Genomic DNA, 18,277 nt, shown 5'->3' on the forward strand with positions numbered 1-18,277 from the left:
GCTGCCATGATTCACGTCAAACGTTTCACACTCGCATGGCTCCAAGGCGCGGTCGAAATATTCGTGTATTTCCCGGTATTCGTCGCGCTATACGTCCTTTTCCCGCATATTTATCCGAATTTGGCCGCCAGTCTGGCCGGCTTGTCCGTTTTTTACCTGCTCGGCTATGCGTTTCATTATGTGTTTCCGTCCGTTTGGCGGTGGGTCGGCTTGCTTGCCGCCGTCGCCTTACCCGGAGCCCTTACGTGGCTCCTATCCCAGCACGCTTTTAATGTGAACATCTTCCTTCCCGCTCTGCTCGCCTGGTTTCGCGGCCGCCATAACCGGCTCTCGGGCTGGGACAACTCGTTTCCGGCCGGACTGCTCTGGATCGGACTGCTGCTCTACTTTTTTGCGTCCTTCCTCTATCCACGGATGGCGCAAACCTGGCAGTATGCCCCATGGGTTACAGGCTTCGGCATCGTCACGCTCGCGCTGACGCTGTATCGGACGAACGCCCTGACGCTAAGGTCGGAGCAGACGGGCATGAACGGCGGCGAGCGAACGCAAGTAAGCCGGGAAACGAAATGGCGCAACCGCTCTCTCGTTCTGACGCTGTTTGCCATTATCGTCTTTATCGCCGCCTTTCGCACGATCGCCTCCGCGTTCAAGCAGGCGGGCGAATTTCTGTTCTACGGCGCAATTAATCTGTTCTTGAAGTTTCTGAATTTGCTAGGAGACGGGCAATCGAACCCGCCGCCGAAGCGGCAGTTGGAAGACGATTTGTTAGACCAGGGCGGAGAACCGTCGACCTTCGCGCTGATTATGGAGCAGGTGCTGTACGCAATAGGCATCCTGTTGACGCTCGCCCTGCTCATATGGCTGCTGGTTTTCCTGAGCAAGCACATCAGGCGGTGGATCGCTCAGTTACTCGGCTGGTACGGGGAAAGACTGGACGACCGGAGCGGCGCGGGTTATGTCGACGAAAAGGAGTCGCTGCTGGATGGCCGGGAATGGACGCGGCAGCGCACCAAACAGTGGAAGGAGCGAATCGCCGGCCTGTTCCGCAAGGAGCCGGGCTGGGACGAGCTCGCGGACAATCGCGAACGGGTTCGCCGCGCCTATCTGCTCGTACTGCTCGGGAGAATCGCCGCCGGCTACAAGCATAGCGAGGCGCGAACGCCGCGCGAAACCGGCCGGGAGCTGAACCGCCGAGCCCCTCTGGGGCAGGAGGAGACAGCCGTGCTTTCGCTGTACGAGGAAGCCCGCTACAGCGGCAAACCGATCACCGACGAGGATGCCGCAAAGGTGAAACGTTTGTTCGATCGCAAATAATCGGATACAATACGGTACAGCGAGATTTACACGGAAACGGGAGGACGCAGGCATGGAGCTTGAATCGGCTTACGAAACGTACAAACGGCTGATGTTCTCCATCGCGTATCGAATGCTCGGTTCGGTAGCGGAAGCGGAGGACGTCGTGCAGGACGTATTCGTCACGCTTCATGGACCCGAGCCGGAGGAGATACGCGATATGAAGGCGTTTCTGTGCCGGGCCGTAACGAACCGGTGCTTGAACGTGCTCCAATCGGCCAGACATCGAAAAGAGGTGTATCCGGGGCCCTGGCTTCCCGAACCGCTTTATGACGCCGGCGGCACAGAGCCGTCACGGCGTCTGGAGCTTGCGGAAGAGATCAAGTACGCCTACCTCGTTTTGCTGGAGCGGCTGTCTCCGGTAGAAAGGGCCGTTTACGTACTGAGAGAGGCCTACGCCTTCGAATATGAGGAAATCGCGCGAATGATCGGCAAGTCGCCGGACCATTGCCGTAAAATACTTAGCCGTGCACGCAGCAAATTAAACAAGACGGACGCGGACGGCTCCGGAAAACCTGCCGACTATGACGACAAGCAGCAAACCGCCGCCCTGCGGTTTATCGATGCGCTGCGCCGCGGCAGCATAACGGACGCCGTAAGCCTGCTCTCCGAACAAGTCGTCCTCGTGACGGACGGCGGGGGCAAAGTTCCTTCCGCCTTGCGGCCGCTTGCCGGCATCGGGCGGGTCGGCGCTTTTCTCGGCGGGATCGCCTCCAAAGGCGTGTTCGATCTCGGTGTTCTTGCCGCCTCCGTCAACGGCGAAACGGGCATGCTGCTGCGTCGCGACGGGCTGCCAGACGCCGTTTGGACGTTCGCGGTGGATTCTCATACGGGACAAATCGTCGGCATTTACGCAGTCAATAACCCGGATAAATTGCACGGCAACGAATAACGGAAAATTTCCGCGTCCGTTGTCACAAAATAGTCCTGTACGTTGTCTTATGGGTGAAACACCATTTCAATCCCGGACGGGACAGGAGGAAACGACGATGGAAACCCGTTTTTTGATGAATAAGGCAGCCCCAGGCGGTTACGAAGCGATGCTCGGGCTCGAGAAATTCGTAGAGGGCTCAAGCATCCCGAAATCCTTGCGCGAACTTATTAAAATACGCGCCTCGCAAATCAATTCGTGCGCCTTCTGCATTGACATGCATACGAAGGAAGCCCGCAAGCTGGGAGAGACGGAACAGCGCATTTACGCGCTGAACGCCTGGAGGGAGACCCCGTTCTTCACCGCGGAAGAACGGGCTGTGCTCGCCTTGACCGAAGCGGTTACGCTTGTAGCGGATACGCACGTTCCCGATGACGTGTATGAGGATGTACGCCGCTTCTATGACGAGCGGCAAACGGCGGAAATCGTCATGCAGATCGTTACGATCAACGCCTGGAATCGGATCGGCGTCACGACGAGGCTCATGCCCGCCGAAAGCAAATAAATACGGCGGTAAAGCGCAAAGAGACTTCTTCCCGGCTTATCCGGAAGAAGTCTCTTTGTACTTGGAAAGTGATGGGTCGGGCGGCCGCTCCGGCTATATGGCGCGCTCGAAGGCTACGATCCACTCGCCTTGAACGGCGGCGTATCCTTGATCGCCTTCGACAACGAGACCGAACAAGTTTTTCGTGTCGAGGTACTCTTTGCGCTCGCCGCCATCAAACTCCAGCGTAATGTAGTAGTACGTCCTTGACGAATGAACTGGCTGCATGACGCCATTCGCATTGTGATGATGGGTCGTATGATTGCGAACCTCCATCCGCTTGGCCACGACCCGGGCGAAGACGGACTCGCGCGGAGCGCTCGCATTGTTATAGTACCGTTTGACGTTCCGGATCAGGCCGAAAATGACGATCGCGAACACGAGCAAGAAAATAATAGGAACGGCTGAAAATATGCCGCCGCCATAGCCGAACGGTCCGATATCAAACATGCGACAGCTCCTCTCCGGTATGGGTTGTATTATACTACGTTAAGACGGCGGCTAAGTTCCCACCGGCAAACAACCCGGACCGTATGGGCCCGGGTTCACTGTAAGGAACGCGCATGGATGTGCGCTATCCGTTCGCCTTTGGGGAACGCCGGCTAAGCACCAGCCCGAGCAGCCCCGCCGCAACCGAAAAAATACCGCAATACCAATTGGCTTCCTGCACCGATACGGTTTTCCACCAGACAACTACATGTACAAGCTGCCCCATCGGCGTAAATACGAGCCATAGAAACAAACATGCCGCGATCAGCAGCGGCTGGACAAGACGAGCCGCTATTTTCGCCTTCTTTCGGTTTTCCGTGCCGTTTGTTGATTTCATCTCCACTTCTTGTTCCCCCCGCGTTTTTTTATCTGTACGCGATAATACTTCCATCCGAATCGGCTTATTGTGGCCGTTAGCTCCTCATGGAGCTTTATGGTTTAACTAGCGCAACCGATCGAGCTTGTCCGCCAGCGCCCGCTGCAGGAACGGCGATATCCCGAGTATCTCCGCGAACCGCTCATAGGCCGCTGCCTCGGCGTCCGCCCTTCCGTCCCCGCTTTGCGCTTTTGCCTTTTCGGCGCCTCCCTGTTCCTTGACGGCCCGAATAAGCAAATTTTTCGGCGTATGCTCCATATCGATAAATTCCAATACTTGCGTCTTGTAGCCGAGTTGCTCCAGCAGCTGCGCCCTGGCCGCATCCGTCACGAGCGAAGCGAACCGCTCCTTTAAAATGCCATGCTTCAGCAAAGGCGCCAGCGCCTCGTTGCGAATTTGCCCGAACAGCTCATGCTGGCAGCACGGGACGGACAGGATGACCGACGCGCCCCAGCGCACGGCCTTCTCCAGCGCCGCATCCGTTGCCGTATCGCAGGCGTGCAGCGTCACGACCATGTCGACCTCGTCCGTCTCGTCGTACCGGTTGATGTCGCCTACGAGAAAGCGCAGCCGTTCATAGCGGAGCCTTTCGGCCAGATCGTTGCAATGGCGGATAACGTCTTCCTTGAGATCGAGGCCGACCACTTGCAAGTCAAGTCCGCGAATCTCGTTCAAGTAATGGTACAACGCGAACGTTAAATACGACTTGCCGCAGCCGAAATCGACGATGCGAATGGTCCGGTTTTGCGGTAAATGCGGGACGACATCGTCGATCATCTCAAGGAAACGATTAATCTGCTTAAACTTATCGTATTTGGCCGCCAGCACCTTGCCTTGCGCGTTCATAACGCCGAGCTCGACCAAAAACGGCACGGGCTCCCCTTCCTCGAGCAAGTACCGCTTCTTGCGATTGTGAGCGAGGTCCACGTTCGTTTTCGTTGCTTTCTTCTTCAGGACGGTCACTTCGCCCTTCTTGTTCAGCAACACATGATAGTCCGCTTCGCTCGTTTGCAGCAGCGCCTGCTTGTAGTGCGTCAGCAGCAGCTCCTCCGTCCGGGCGGCTGCCTGTCTAGGCTCCACGTTTTCATGCAGCACTTTCGTTCCGGTGTAGTGGGCGAATTGGTAATGAAGCCCGGTTTTCAGATTAACCGGCTTGATTTTGACTTTGTCGGCTGTTGCGCCGCTGCCTTTACGAAGCTGGCTGAGCACCGCCTGCGTCCATATGCCCGTTTCTACGGTTCTTTTCAATACTTCCGTCAACGATTCCATTAGGTCCCCCAAAAGTGAAGCTTATGCTCGTTTTGTTATGGGAACCATTATACTTCATTACAGTTGACGAATAAAAGGAAAGAGCTGACGCATAGCCGCTACTTCGCCTCCACAACGATACTGCCATACAGTCGGCCGCCGATAAACGCCATCAGCCGCCATTTCCCCCGCTTCGGCAGCATCATCATCGAAGGGAACGCCGCATCCGCCCCGTTCAAGGCGGAGCCGAGCCGCTCGACGTCGAACACATCCGTGAGCTGCTGCGTACCTTGCCGGACCGCCTTGATCTCGAGCCGGCCGCCCAGCTCCTCCGGATTGCCCCAAAAATGCCACATATACTTATTCGCCTTCCCTGCCGTAAAACCGATCACGTCAATAAAGCCGAGCCGCTGGGCAATACCCCTCATCTCGTAGGCGCCGCTTCTGAATGTCGGACTAACCTCCCACGGACCGTCGGCTACATCGAATACGACATCGGCATACCGCTCCCCGTCCAAATAAACGATGAAATCCCACTCCCCCGGGAGCGGCAGCGCAAAACGGGTGGCAATCCGAGTGATTTCCGTATCCGCCGAACCGGGCCCGGTAGTGGTCCGATAAGCTTGCCCGACCTCCGACACTTTCGTTTCCGCTAGCTCCTCCAGCTTAGTTCCGGTTTCGCGATGCACCCCCTCGATTCGAATTAGGCTGTCCTTCAGCCGTTCGATTGGCGTATACAAATTCCACCAGCAGCCGGCGGACGCTCCCGCGGCGTAATCGCCTCCGGGAAAAGCCTCTACTAATTTGACGTTATTTTCAGCATAAAGGTTACGTGTAATCCTTTCATTCCCAATTTCTTTATCGGCCGGCCAGATGCCCTTGCCCGGCGAGGACGGCTCCGCCGGAAGCCACGCCACCGCTGCCGCCAGCAGAAGGCCCGCAGCAGACAGCGCTCCCGCCGCATAAACGGCTCTGTTCCGTCCGCGCCCCTTTTCTCCGTATAGCCTTTCGATCACGCGCCGCCGCGAGTTTTCACCGAATGCGCCTTCCGGATAAGGCGAGTCCCGCAATTGTCCGTACCAAAAAGGTTTCGTCTCCCCGGACCGGACCGCCCGCCGTCCTTTGGCGTACCGATTGTCTGCCCCGCTGCTTCGCTTCCCTTCCGTCATTCGCCCTCTACCTCCTTTAGGCTTTTCTCGACTTTCGCCCGTGCCCGGTGCAGCCGGGATTTCACCGTTCCTTCGGAAATGCCGAGCACCTCGGCCATTTCCCGGTAAGACAGCTCGTAGTGGGCGTCCAGCACAATCACCTCACGATATTTGGCAGGCATCGCCAACACGGCCGCCCAAACGTCCCGCTCTGCTTCACGGTCCATGACAATATGCTCGGCGGAACGAGCGGCTGTGTCCGTTTTCGGTGCAAACAGGCCGAACAGTGTCACTTTGCGCACAAAGGCCGAGCGCATATAATTAAATGCGGTCCGGCGCGTAATGCGCAGCAGCCATGTTTTCACCGAGCATTCCCCGCGAAACGAAGCCAGATGGCGATACGCCTTCCAGAACACGTCCTGGGCAATGTCGTCGGCCGCATCCCGGCGGCCGGTCAAATAACAAGCGTACCTCCACACATCGTCCCCGAACGTGCGCATCAGATCGTTCAGCAGCGCTTCCGGATCGCCGGACGCTGCGAGATGGCGCATATAATGATCGCTCAAAAGCGTCGCTCGCCCCCTTCCCCACACTCCGCTTATTCGCCTAAATACCGGTACGCCGTTTCTGCCGGCCTTACGCGAGCCAAGCGAAACTGTCTCTCTCCAAATAGACACCGTACACTAATCAAATGTTCCATTTCCGCTGATCCATACCGCTCTTTCTTCTAAAGACGTCCGGCTCCTCATACAAATAGTACAATGAAACGAACCGGATTGGGGGATCTCTCATGGCAACAAGGCCGCCTATATTGCTGCAGGGCGACACGGTCGGGATCGTGACGTTAGGCAGCCCGCTCGATAAACAGACGATCGATACCGGCGTGGAATCGCTGACCAATATGGGCTTCAAGGTCGTGCTGGGCCGTTACGTATATGCATCGACCGGCTTCCTCGCCGGAGATGACCGGCAGCGGGCGGGCGACCTGATGAGCATGTTCCGCAATACTAACGTCCGGCTTATTTTACCGACTCGCGGCGGGGTCGGCGTTGCCGGCATTTTGCCTTACCTTGATTTCGGCGTCATCCGCCGCAACCCGAAAATCGTATCCGGCTACAGCGACATTACCGTACTGCTGAACGCCTTGTACCAATTCGCCGGCCTCATCACGCTGCAAAGCCTGATGCTGCTTAATTTCAACAACGCCACCCCCGCTTACAATTACGATCAGTTTTTTACGGCGACATCGACGCTGACCTCGCCCCGGATCGTGCAGAACCCGCCCGGCATGCCCCTGGTCAGCCTCGTCCCCGGCAATGTAACCGGCGCTCTCGTCGGCGGCAATCTGACCTCGTTCACGGACGTTATCGGCACCCCTTACGATATTCCTACCAAAGGACGGATTCTGGTGCTGGAAGAGACGCACGAGCCGATCAATAAAGTGTACCGGATGCTGAACCGGATGAAGCTGGCCGGCAAGTTCGACGACTGCCTTGGCATCGTCATGGGAGAATGCACGAATTGTCCGTCCGCCTACGGAGAGACGTACCGCGAATTGATCCGCAGCGTGCTTGTTCCGCTCGGCAAACCTCTACTGACGGGTCTCGCCACCGCTCACGGACTGTACAAAGCGGCGGTACCGATCGGCGCGAGAGTGAATTTGAATGCCGACAACAGCACGCTAACCGTGCTGGAGCCCACCGTTTCCCCTCCTTAAAGCACCGCCCGACCGGCGGCTGCCAATACTTACTAGTATAAAAACAAGGCTGCAATCCTTTAAGATGGAAAAGTATCCATCTTCCAAAGGAGTGAGCCCTACATTGAAAAAAGCAATAAGTCTGTTGTCCGGCGCTCTGCTGGGATTAGCGTTTCTCGGTACGTCCGCGCACGCAGAATCCTATACGGTCAAGAATGGCGACACGTTGTGGAAAATCGCCGCAGCCAGCGGGGTCAGCTTCAGCGAACTGCAAAGCCTCAACCCTTCGGCAGGCGACATGATCTACCCGGGACAAACGATACGCTTGCCTGACACGGTGAAAGCGTATACGGTTAAGCCGAACGATACATTCTGGAAGGTCGCCCTGAAATTCGGCGTCACGACCCGTTCCCTAATCGATGCGAATCCGCAAATTGCAAATCCCGATATTTTGAATACAGGCGACCTCCTGCGGATTCCCGCCAAGAACTTATCCGCGTCTTCCGCCGTCACCTCAAACGCCAACGGGCAATTTCCGTTAAAGGCGAATACTTATCAGCCGTTCACGGACAATTATGCCGAGGCACGGACATGGTCGCAGAGCGGCGAAGAAATTCGCTCGCATGAAGGCGTCGATATTTTGGCGGCCAAAGGAACCCCCGTATACGCGGCCAAAGCCGGCAAAGTAATCCGGTACGGCTGGAACGAGCTCGGAGGATGGCGTCTGACCGTGCAGGTCGACGATTCGACCGCCTTTTACTATGCCCATCTGTCCGGCTATGCGGACGGAATTGCGCTGGGAAGCACGATCAAGCAGGGTCAGCTGATCGGGTATGTCGGCAATACAGGGTACGGTCCAGAAGGAACGGAAGGTCAATTCGACCCCCATCTTCATTTCGGCATTTACCAGACAAGCCCGTGGAAAGCCGTAGACCCTTACCATTACTTGAAATCGATCGAAAACTAATAACGGACGCAAAAATGGCGCAGCCGGTGACTTCCACCGATGCGCCATTTTTTCATCGTTTTTTTGCCTCGAACATCCGCCTCAGGCCGTCCTGCATAAGCAGCCGCAAGCTCAAAAGCGGTTACGCCTCCGGCGTAAACGCGCGCTTCGCCAGCTCTGCGTCCAGCATGTAGAATGCGTTGCTGTCATTGTCGATCCGGCGCAGCTTCTGGATGATGCTGTCGAAGGTCGATTCTTCTTCCACCTGCTCGTCGATAAACCATTTCAGGAAATTGATTGTCGCATGCTCCCGCTCGTTCCAGGCCATATCGGACAAGTCGTAAATCCGCTTCGTTACCGTTTGCTCATGCTCGTACGCCTGCTCGAAGGCGTCCAGAAGCGAGCCGTATTCGTTGGACGGATCTTTCATCCCGCTAACAACGGCGCGTTTGCCGAGTGTATTGATGAAATGGAATATTTTCATGGCATGGAACTTCTCTTCCTCAGCCTGCACGATGAAAAAGTTGGCAAACCCGTCGAAGCTTTCCGCCGAACAATAGGCAGCCATCGCCAAGTAAACCTGGGACGAATAAAACTCGTAATTCATTTGATCGTTCAGCTTGTCCAGCAATGCTCCGCTAAGCATGAAACAACATCTCCTTTTCGTCGTGGAATTTTCTGCTCCTTCATTATAGCTGTAAAATTTAGCAAAACACAATGTCGCCCCGGCCAGCGTCCGAACGGCCCTTCTCCCTTTTTTCCCAAAAATATTCTTGACGTAGCGGTCCGATGTTTTTATAATAAAACCTATTAAATCAGTAGGAATTATTGAGATTAAGGGGATGAACGGACCATGTTTCCAGGAGTGACGAAAAAGGCGAAATCCGTGCGGATTTTGGCGATAACGGCCGTAGCTGCGATGATGATGGTAACCGCTGCGTGCGGCGGAAGCGCGAAGCAAGGAGCCGGCGGGGCTGCTCCGAGTCAGGTTGCCGAAACGAAGAAAGAAGCGAAGCCGCTCACGGTCGGTTACTTGAACGTTATGGACGACGCGCAGGCCATGCTCGCCTACGACGCCAAAATGTACGAAAAACACGGCTTGACCGTCAAAATGCAAGCGTTCGAAAGCGGCACCGACCTGATCAAAGCGATGGTCGGCGGACAAGTAGACGCCGGCGTGCTCGGCTTTACGAATGCCGTAACGTGGGCATCCAAAGGCGCGGGGCTGAAAGTAGTCGGCGGCGCGCAGCTTGGCTTCCACAGCATTCTCGTTCGTAACGACAGCGGCATCAAGTCGGTCGAAGATCTGAAAGGCAAAAAGCTCGCTTCCCAGAAGCAGGGCAGCACGGCCGACATCGTCCTGAACGGCGTAACGCTCGCTCAGGCGAAGCTAACGAATAAAGATTTGCAGATGGTATACGCGGAACCGGCTCAGGCGATCCAGTCGCTCGCCGGCGGCGCAGTTGATGCAGCCTTCGTTTTCGAGCCGTATTCGAGAATGGCCCAGCTTACTTCTCCGGTGTCGCAAATCTATGAAATCGGCAAAGTATGGCCGTTCCCGTGCATGGTCGTCATCACGACCGACGATGTGCTGAAAAAAGACCGCGATGCGGTGAACCGGATGCTCGACGCGCAGAAAGAAGCGATCGACCTGCTGCAAAAAGATCCGCAAAAATCGGCCGAGTACATTACAGCCCGCTTCATCCAAGGCGATTCGTTCAAAACGCAAAGCGGCGAAGTGAAAGCGACCAGCGTCATTAAAGACTCGATCGCCTCGCAAACGTTCAACTGGGAAATTACCCCGGAGCAGGTAAAACGGATGCAGGAAATCGCCGATATTATGATCGACCAGAAGGCTCTCGACAAGCCGGTCAAAGTGGAAGACATTCTGGACCTGAGCTGGCAGAAGCAGCAGCAGGCCAAAAAATAAGCTGAAGTAAGGGGAAGAGCCCGGTGAATTCGACAACCGATAAACCGAACCGCTCCGCGAAGCGGCACGGCGACGGCCTGCGCAAAACGCTGCCGTTTCTCGCCGCCGTAGGCAGCCTGCTGCTGGTATGGCAAGTCTACTCGTGGTATTTGCATAAACCGTTCCTTCTCCCGGGAGTGGCAGCCGTATTCGAGCGGCTGTTCAAAAGCTTTTCGGATGCCGACTTCATGGACGGCGTCAAGCAAAGCTTGATCCGGCTTGCCTTCGGTTATCCGATCGCCTGCGCGCTCGGGGCCGTGCTCGGTTTGCTAGCCGGTATTTCGCGCAGCTTCGCCATTTATTTGCGCAGCCTGATCTCGATTCTTCAAGCGATTCCGCCGATTACGTGGGTACCCTTCTTCGTGATCCTGCTCGGCTTCGGAAACGCAACGATTATTACCGTCATTACGATTGCCAGCTTCTTCCCGATGGCGCTGTCGATGCTTAACTCGACGGAAGGCGTAAGCAAGACGCATCTGGAGCTGGCCCGCGTATTCGGCGCTTCAAAGCTCCAGCAGCTTACGAAAGTATTCGCGCCCGAATCGTTCCCGGCGTTCATTACCGGCGCCCAGGTTGCCTTCGGCAACGCCTGGCGGTCGCTCATCGCCGCGGAAATGGTCGGAGGCGCGTTATCCGGCCTCGGCTACTATTCCAGATGGCGCGGCGAAGTTGCCGACATGGAAGGCGTCCTGCTCAGCATCGTGATGATCGGCACGATCGCCGTTTTTCTCGACTACGTCGTGCTGGAGCAGCTTAAGCGCAGATTGCTGAGGTACCGGTATGTGATGGGAGGCGACCGTTAATGCAGGAAATCCGTATCGAACGGGTAACGAAGCGATTCGGCGCGCTCGAGGTGCTGTCCGACGTCGATTTTACGATCGGGAAGGGCGAGTTCGCAGCCATCGTCGGCCCATCCGGCTGCGGTAAAAGCACCGTGCTGCGTATGATTGCAGGCCTTGATAAGCCGACAGAGGGCAAAGTGCTGGCAAACGGCAAACCGACCGGAAAGCCTTCGCCGGAGCGCGTCCTCATTTTCCAGGAACATGCCCTCTACCCGTGGCGTACCGTTGAGGATAATGTCGGCTTCGGTCTGGAGCTGGCCAAAGTTCCGGCCCGCGAGCGCCGCGAAAGAATCGACGAGGTGCTGGAAAAGGTAGGCCTCAGCGGCTTCCAGCATTATTATCCGTCGCAGCTGTCCGGGGGGATGAAGCAGCGGGCCTCGATCGCCCGGGCGCTGATTATGAATCCCGAAGTGCTGCTGCTGGACGAGCCGTACGGCGCACTGGACGCGATCACGCGCCTGACGATGCAGAACGAGCTGATCAAGCTGTGGCGCGGCACGGGCAAGACCGTGCTGCTGATCACCCACGATATCGACGAAGCGGTTTACCTCGCCGATACGATTTATGTGATGAGCCCGCGCCCCGGGCGCATAATCAGCCGGGTGCACGCGGACATGCCGCGCCCCCGCAACCGGAATAGCACGGAGTTCATCAAGCTTCGCGAGCAGATTATGGATCATCTCGATATCGGCACGTACAGCATCTAATCGTCCCCGCAAGTGAAGATGGCCTAGCGGGACACCGAAAGCATATACACAAAGCCCACGCTCCGCAAACGGACGCGTGGGCTTTTTTCTTTTTTTCAAATGTTGCGGTACTGTTTGGGCGTAACGCCCATGCGCTTTTTGAAAATGTTGCAAAAATAGTTGAAGTTCGGCCACCCGGACTTTTCGCCGATTTCCTGCACGGAGCGGGTCGTCGTCTTCAGCAATATACAAGCCTGCTTCAGCCTGCGATCGATAATAAATTCGGTGATCGTTTTGCCGGTCGCTTTGCGGAACAGGCCGGATGCATGATTCGGGGACAGATGAACCGCCTGGGCCAGCGACTCGAGCTGAAACTCCTTGTCGTAATTTTCGTTAATCCAATCCATCATCCGAACGACTACCGGAACTTCGGCCCGCTTCGGCTGGCGGTCAGGCTCCCCCTTCTGCCAAAGCGGATACAAAAAATGCAGCAGGGCGATGAGAAACAGCGCGTTGCCCTCCATCGGGCTGCACATCGGACTTCGCTGCAGCCTCTCCTTGTGCTCCGCCAAAAACCGCTCGAGGGGCTCCCGCTCGGACATATACTGCACCTGCAAGCCTGCAGGATCTCCGCATATATAATCGTGAAACTGGGCAATCGAAGGAAACGCTTTCAAATATTCGGCGAAGTAGGCGACATCATACTTGATCAAGGTGCGGACATACGGCTGCGTCGGACTGATTTGCAGCTTCAAATAGTGGGGCTGAAACGGCTTCATGAAAATGAGCGTTCCCGGCTTCACCTCATGAATAGTCTGTTCGACGACCAGGCTTCCGACTCCGGCATGCACATAAATGATCTCAATCCCCGGGTGAAAATGAAACAGCTGCTTGAAGCCGCGGGAATGATCGTAACAAATCTCGATTGTAATCGGGCTGCGATCCAAATCCAGGTAAGGGCAATGTTCGAATACCAACATAGTTCCTCCTGTGGAGCACATTAATAGTTTACTGACATTTTATCATAACCGGGTGCAACTTTCCTACACCGGTTTTGTGATACTCTCGGGGTGTGCGGAATCGAAAGCAGGTCAAATAGAGAGCGCTTTCGACTGCGTCCAAAAAGAAACTCCAATTATTTGGGAGGTACTGCCATGAGGAAACTAAGGGGATCATCCATGAAACTTCCAGCCGCCATGACGGCTGCCGCGCTGCTGGCATCGCTCGTCGCAGCGTGCTCATCGGGGAGCGGCACGACAAGCGGTAAAGAGACGGAGAGCGGCGTCAAAGCGCCGGAGAAAAAAGAGCCGATCGAACTTACGTTTTACTCGGAATCCGGCGACCACGATACGGAAGCGTTCATGAAGCTGTTCGGTAATAAAATCAAAGAAAAATTCCCTTATATTACGCCTAAGTTTATTCCGCGCGTCGCCGGCACCTCGATCGAGAATTTGATTACGGCCGGGCAAACGCTCGATATTTTGTACCTTTCCAGCGGACAGACGAACTTTTTGACCGATTCCAGATTGGAGTTCGACATTTCCGAGCATATCAAGAAAAATAAATACGATCTGAACCGGCTCGAGCCGACGACGATCGACATTCAGAAGCTGCTCGCAAACGGCGGCATTTATGGATTGCCTGTTTTCAACAATACGATGACCATGTTCTACAACAAAGATTTGTTCGATAAATTCGGCGTCGCCTATCCGAAGGACGGACTGTCCTGGGATCAGGTGTACGATCTCGTCAAGCCGCTGTCGCGTACGGACGGCGGGGTGCAGTATCAGGGCTTTACGCTCTCGATGTCTCACAGCATGCTCGTCAACCAGTTCTCGATCCCTTATACCGACAACCAGAACAAAGTGAATTTCACCTCGGACCAGTTCAAGAAGCTGTTCGATATGTGGACGAGATTTTACCATCTGCCGGGCAATGAAGTGGACAGCAAAACCGTAAGCTATTCGGTGCAGGTGAACAAGTTCGATCAGGAAAAGTCGATCGCGGTATACCTCGGTCTCGCGGCCCTCGGACCGGCCAGATTTAAGGAAAACCTGAACTGGGACGTCGCCTCTTTCCCGGAATGGAAAGAAAAGCCGGGGATCGGGCCACAGCCGTACCCGTCCTACTTCTATATAACGAACATGAGCAAGAAAAAGGATGACGCGTTCGAGGTCATCGCGTACCTCACTTCAGATGAGTTCCAGAGCCATCTGGCGAAAAACGGGATGTTCCCGACGCTTAAAAACCGCGACGTGATGAAAGATTTCGGCAAAGACGTGCCATACCTCTCCAAGAAAAATATAAACGCCTTCCTGCCGAAAACATTCGCTCCGCCGGCCAAGCCGTCTCCCCACACCGCCATCGGCGCGAAGCATTTGACAACCGCCTTCAACGCCGTACTGCTGAAGCAGAAAGATATCAACACGGCGCTGCGCGAAGCGGAGGAAGCCGCGAACAAGGAAATTCAGACGAAGCTTTCCGGCACGACGGCCAAATAAGAGAATCACCAGCCAGGCCCGCCCAGGGTGTCACTTTTGACGCGCCGGGCGGGCTTTTTTGTACGAAAGCGATTGCAAAATGATGACTAATCGTCGCGAGTGAATCGAAAAAACGGTTTCCCCGTTACGAATCTTACATCAATCGTCCGCGAATAGTCCGATGGCGTCATGCCTGTCATATTTTTGAACTGCCGGGAAAAGCTATGCACGTTGTTATAGCCCAGACATTCGGCGATTTCGGTAAAATTGTACTGCTCGTCGGCAATCATCCGCTTTGCGTGTTCAATTTTCATCAGTCGCCAATATTCCATAATCCCGTACCCCGTTTGCGCCTTGAACTTTGTCTTCAGCTGGGTTCGTCCGATTGCAAACTGGTTGCAAAGTTCGTCTATCGATAAATCTTCCGCCGCAATATGCCGAGTCATATATTCAATGAGCTTTAGCACTTCGCTCGTTTGCTGGTTGTCCTTCATGACGGATGCCGGCTTCGCATGGTCGCTTCGCCTTTCGCCATTGCGAATTAATTCCAGCAAAAAGATTTCCAAATAGTTAATAATAAGCTGCTCCGTGCCGAATTTGGCCCCTTCCCACCGGTTCGGAAATCTCATTCGCGCGGAATCGACAGGAGGATCGAACGCCTCCGTTCCGATTTTGACCAGGTTTGTCAGAAGCTGGAGCTCCTGCTGCTCAAGCCTGAATTGATGATGAGGAAAAAAGCTCATGCACGCCGCATCACATTCAAACGACAAATTGACCAATACCGGACTGTCTTCGGGATTTGTTTTCCCGACATGAAATAAATTGGGCTTGTAAAAAATAATGTCTCCTTGATTCAAGTCGTACCGGCCGATATCCGTAAATACTTCAACCTGCCCTTGGTCGATGTATGCAAATTCCCAAAAATCGTGACTCTCGCCGACGCTGAAATATTGTTTGGGCAGTTGACGGTATGAAAACGAGATGATCGTTTCGATGGACAGCTCTCTATGCAGCCGATACCTCGGAAACCTCATGTTCGATATGCCTCCTCCATATGAACCCGAGTCTACTAACGCCCACCTGCTCGCTACTCGCTCATTATAACGCGATCGTCCAGTTTGGTAAAAGAACCGACCAAGCAGATAAATCATTTTGCCAGAAGGAATTTTATAATAACGTTGAAGTCATACATGAAAAAAGGGGACTGTGACCATGAACGTTCAGAAAGGAACAAGCTCGCTGCTTATTGCGGCGCTGACGTTGACGACGGCAGCATGTGGAACGGGGAATACGGGCGCGAAGGATGACGGCAAGTTGCCAGCATCCAAAAGTGCGGAACAAAAGCCGGTTGAATTGACATGGTATCATGTGCCGGCCGACGGCCCGGTCGGAGACGCATTTCAGCAGCAGTACGGACAACTGATCGCGAAAAAATACCCGAACCTCTCGTTCAAAGTGCTCGTCAACAAAGAGGAGAATACGTTAGCCAATGTGGTCGTCTCCAAAACGAATCTTGACGTCATGCTCGCCTCCTTCGCTTCGCTGCCGGCGGTGAAGGATAACGGACTGCTCGGCGACCTGTCCGATCTGGTCAAGAAACATAACTTTGATCTGAACCGGATCGAAACAGCATCGCTCGATATGATGCGCAGCCTGGATACCGGGAAACTGGTTGCATTGCCGCTTTATGAGCTCCGGTTCGTTTTGTACTACAACAAAGACTTGTTCGACAAGTTCGGCGTGCCCTATCCGAAAAACGGATTGACCTGGGAGGAAATGATCGACGTATCCAAACGAATGACCCGTTCCGAAGGCGGAGTTACGTATCGCGGCTACGTGGGACCGCCATCGAATTTTATTAATGCCAATCAATACGGATATGATTTTATCGACGCGAAGACGAACCGGGCTATCATCAATACCGACAACTGGAAAAAAATCGCGGATAAATTCATTCCGATCTATACAGCGCCAGGCTACAACGCAGTCAAAGAGGCATACGGGTACGATCTGTTCCTGAAGGAAAAAACAGCGGCGATGACTAGCGCTTACAACTCGTACGCCGCAACGGTAAACGCCAATGTGCCGAACTGGGACGCCGCCAGCTTTCCGGAAATGGGCGACTTAAAAGGAGTAGCGTCACAGCCCTATCCTGTCGTCTTGACCGTGCCAACAACGAGCCAGCACCGCGACGAAGCGTTTCAAGCGATTGCCCAGTTGCTAACGGACGAAGTGCAGCAAGAACGCGCATCGAAGCTGGCATTCCTCGCTCCGCTGAAAAATCCGGACGTGAAGTCCGCATTCGCCCGCGACGTAGCCGATTGGAAGGGCAAAAACATTAGCGCGGTCACGGCGCAAAAAGGGCCTAAAACGATTGCGTACAACCAGTATAATACTTCAGCGGCAGCGGCGATCGGCAATGCGATGATGGCGGTTATTGACGGGTCGAAAGATATCAACACCGCTCTGCGCGAAGAGGAAGAAAAGCTAAACAAACAGATTACGGCAGATGAAGCGGCCAAAAAGTAAACTTCACACGGACCCGTTCAAGAAACGGTTCCCTATGTGGACGAGCTTATAAGCTTATCGGCACTACGGCCAAGTAATATCCGCTTGCCCAAGCCCGCCCAGGGGCGTCCCTTCGACGCACCGGACGGGCTTTTTGCGCCGCTTATTCTCCTTCCATTTCCATGCGACCAAAAGCGCTCACCTGCGTATGCATATACAAGAGAGACGGTCAGATGAAAAGCGAGGCGGCCAGCGAATGAATTCATATGAGGAGACGGTACGCGCACAGCTTGCACAGTGGGAGAGCCAGTTGTTCAAGCCGCCCGGATTCCTGGAGCGTACAGGCAAAACGGTGCAAACCAAAATCAACGAAAAAATACCCGCCAAGGTGCATCAGACGATAACATCCGCGGTCAAAGGCATTTTTCATACCGTCTTGTTCACGCTCGATTTCGTGCCAAAGGGGCTTCCGCAAACGGGACTTACACTGAAGCAGCGCGACGATAAGGCGGCTGCGCTCGTAAATACGTACAAAAAAATCGCCGCTGCGGAAGGAGCCGGCACGGGTGCCGGAGGGTTCGCCCTCGGGCTTGTCGACTTCCCCGCCCTGATCGCGATCAAGATGAAATGCCTGTTCGAGCTGGCCCATCTGTACGGCTATTCCACGCATGATTACCGCGAGCGGCTGTTTCTGCTTTACGTCTTCCAGCTCGCTTTCTCGGGCGGAGATCATAAAGTCCGCGTATACCGGATCGTACGCGATTACGACGCCTTTGCCGGACAATACCCCGCCGGAGAGCAGGCGCTGCAGTCGGTCGATTGGGAAAAGCTGCAGCAGGAATACCGGGATACGATCGACTTCCGCAAAATGCTTCAGCTCCTCCCCGGCATCGGCGCCATCGTTGGCGCATGGGCGAACTACGATCTGCTTGAGGAGTTAGGCGAGGCAGCCATCCGTTCGTTCCAGCTGCGGCTGCTGAAATAGGCCCACCCGCCTGTTTCGCTGCCTGCTGTAGACTAGGCGGTCTTTCCTGCATTTGCAAATTGCGGGCTTATTTCCC

19 protein-coding genes are annotated in these 18,277 nt (G+C 54.9%); 11 read left to right on the forward strand and 8 right to left on the reverse strand.

What is annotated here, in order from left to right; all coding sequences use genetic code 11:
- Positions 1-6: 6 nt before the first annotated feature.
- From D7M11_RS17920 to D7M11_RS17930, 3 genes are all read left to right on the forward strand, one after another.
- On the forward strand, positions 7-1,314 hold the full coding sequence (locus D7M11_RS17920) for a DUF4129 domain-containing protein (protein ID WP_120748605.1): 1,308 nt from the start codon (positions 7-9) through the stop codon (positions 1,312-1,314).
- 52 nt (positions 1,315-1,366) lie between these two features.
- A complete protein-coding gene (gene sigJ, locus D7M11_RS17925) occupies positions 1,367-2,245 on the forward strand; it encodes an RNA polymerase sigma factor SigJ (protein ID WP_120748606.1) in 879 nt (292 codons plus the stop codon).
- Between the two features lie 97 nt (positions 2,246-2,342).
- Positions 2,343-2,789 (forward strand): carboxymuconolactone decarboxylase family protein, encoded by a 447-nt coding sequence (locus tag D7M11_RS17930; RefSeq protein WP_120748607.1) that lies wholly within the window; start codon positions 2,343-2,345, stop codon positions 2,787-2,789.
- A gap of 93 nt (positions 2,790-2,882) precedes the next feature.
- Here D7M11_RS17930 and D7M11_RS17935 read toward each other — a convergent pair whose 3' ends face one another.
- The 5 genes from D7M11_RS17935 to D7M11_RS17955 form a co-directional block, all read right to left on the reverse strand.
- On the reverse strand, positions 2,883-3,278 hold the full coding sequence (locus tag D7M11_RS17935; protein ID WP_120748608.1) for a DUF2500 domain-containing protein: 396 nt from the start codon (positions 3,276-3,278) through the stop codon (positions 2,883-2,885).
- Between the two features lie 124 nt (positions 3,279-3,402).
- A complete protein-coding gene (locus D7M11_RS17940; protein ID WP_147433454.1) occupies positions 3,403-3,660 on the reverse strand; it encodes a hypothetical protein in 258 nt (85 codons plus the stop codon).
- Positions 3,661-3,759: 99 nt separating this feature from the next.
- Complete coding sequence (locus D7M11_RS17945; protein WP_120748610.1) at positions 3,760-4,962, reverse strand: class I SAM-dependent methyltransferase; 1,203 nt, start codon at positions 4,960-4,962, stop codon at positions 3,760-3,762.
- Positions 4,963-5,060: 98 nt separating this feature from the next.
- Positions 5,061-6,110: a DUF4871 domain-containing protein gene (locus D7M11_RS17950; protein WP_120748611.1), complete on the reverse strand. Its 1,050-nt coding sequence runs from the start codon at positions 6,108-6,110 to the stop codon at positions 5,061-5,063.
- A complete protein-coding gene (locus D7M11_RS17955; RefSeq protein ID WP_338042500.1) occupies positions 6,107-6,655 on the reverse strand; it encodes an RNA polymerase sigma factor in 549 nt (182 codons plus the stop codon). The genes D7M11_RS17950 and D7M11_RS17955 overlap by 4 nt, the downstream gene beginning before the upstream one ends.
- Positions 6,656-6,879: 224 nt before the next feature.
- On the opposite strand from D7M11_RS17955, the gene D7M11_RS17960 reads away from it, so the two are divergent.
- Together D7M11_RS17960 and D7M11_RS17965 are read left to right on the forward strand one after the other, a co-directional pair.
- Positions 6,880-7,806: a S66 peptidase family protein gene (locus D7M11_RS17960; protein ID WP_120748612.1), complete on the forward strand. Its 927-nt coding sequence runs from the start codon at positions 6,880-6,882 to the stop codon at positions 7,804-7,806.
- Positions 7,807-7,909: 103 nt separating this feature from the next.
- Positions 7,910-8,752 carry a M23 family metallopeptidase gene (locus D7M11_RS17965; protein WP_158606687.1) on the forward strand — a complete coding sequence of 281 codons (843 nt, stop codon included), beginning with the start codon at positions 7,910-7,912 and terminating at the stop codon, positions 8,750-8,752.
- Positions 8,753-8,873: 121 nt separating this feature from the next.
- Here the strand turns inward: D7M11_RS17965 and D7M11_RS17970 are convergent, their stop codons facing one another.
- Positions 8,874-9,377: a ferritin gene (locus D7M11_RS17970; RefSeq protein WP_120748614.1), complete on the reverse strand. Its 504-nt coding sequence runs from the start codon at positions 9,375-9,377 to the stop codon at positions 8,874-8,876.
- A 207-nt stretch (positions 9,378-9,584) separates the two neighbouring features.
- On the opposite strand from D7M11_RS17970, the gene D7M11_RS17975 reads away from it, so the two are divergent.
- From D7M11_RS17975 to D7M11_RS17985, 3 genes are read left to right on the forward strand one after another with little or no spacing between them, the layout of a single operon-like run.
- Positions 9,585-10,661 carry an ABC transporter substrate-binding protein gene (locus D7M11_RS17975; RefSeq protein WP_240041173.1) on the forward strand — a complete coding sequence of 359 codons (1,077 nt, stop codon included), beginning with the start codon at positions 9,585-9,587 and terminating at the stop codon, positions 10,659-10,661.
- A gap of 23 nt (positions 10,662-10,684) precedes the next feature.
- Positions 10,685-11,503, forward strand: a complete 819-nt coding sequence (locus D7M11_RS17980; protein WP_120748615.1) for an ABC transporter permease — start codon at positions 10,685-10,687, stop codon at positions 11,501-11,503.
- Complete coding sequence (locus tag D7M11_RS17985; RefSeq protein WP_120748616.1) at positions 11,503-12,249, forward strand: ABC transporter ATP-binding protein; 747 nt, start codon at positions 11,503-11,505, stop codon at positions 12,247-12,249. The genes D7M11_RS17980 and D7M11_RS17985 overlap by 1 nt, the downstream gene beginning before the upstream one ends.
- A 95-nt stretch (positions 12,250-12,344) precedes the next feature.
- Here D7M11_RS17985 and D7M11_RS17990 read toward each other — a convergent pair whose 3' ends face one another.
- Entirely contained in the window at positions 12,345-13,208 is an 864-nt protein-coding gene (locus D7M11_RS17990; RefSeq protein ID WP_158606688.1) for an AraC family transcriptional regulator, read from the reverse strand.
- A gap of 198 nt (positions 13,209-13,406) precedes the next feature.
- On the opposite strand from D7M11_RS17990, the gene D7M11_RS17995 reads away from it, so the two are divergent.
- A complete protein-coding gene (locus D7M11_RS17995) occupies positions 13,407-14,729 on the forward strand; it encodes an ABC transporter substrate-binding protein (RefSeq protein WP_158606689.1) in 1,323 nt (440 codons plus the stop codon).
- Positions 14,730-14,815: 86 nt separating this feature from the next.
- Here D7M11_RS17995 and D7M11_RS18000 read toward each other — a convergent pair whose 3' ends face one another.
- Positions 14,816-15,742: an AraC family transcriptional regulator gene (locus tag D7M11_RS18000; RefSeq protein ID WP_158606690.1), complete on the reverse strand. Its 927-nt coding sequence runs from the start codon at positions 15,740-15,742 to the stop codon at positions 14,816-14,818.
- A 178-nt stretch (positions 15,743-15,920) separates the two neighbouring features.
- Here D7M11_RS18000 and D7M11_RS18005 point away from each other — a divergent pair, with 178 nt between their 5' ends.
- Both D7M11_RS18005 and D7M11_RS18010 read left to right on the forward strand, forming a co-directional pair.
- The gene (locus tag D7M11_RS18005) at positions 15,921-17,237 is read left to right on the forward strand and encodes an ABC transporter substrate-binding protein (RefSeq protein ID WP_120748620.1); all 1,317 of its coding nucleotides are present in this window, start codon (positions 15,921-15,923) and stop codon (positions 17,235-17,237) included.
- Positions 17,238-17,472: 235 nt separating this feature from the next.
- Complete coding sequence (locus tag D7M11_RS18010) at positions 17,473-18,201, forward strand: EcsC family protein (protein WP_120748621.1); 729 nt, start codon at positions 17,473-17,475, stop codon at positions 18,199-18,201.
- Positions 18,202-18,277 lie beyond the last annotated feature (76 nt).

The organism is Paenibacillus ginsengarvi, assembly GCF_003626695.1.
GTDB lineage: Bacteria > Bacillota > Bacilli > Paenibacillales > NBRC-103111 > Paenibacillus_AB > Paenibacillus_AB ginsengarvi.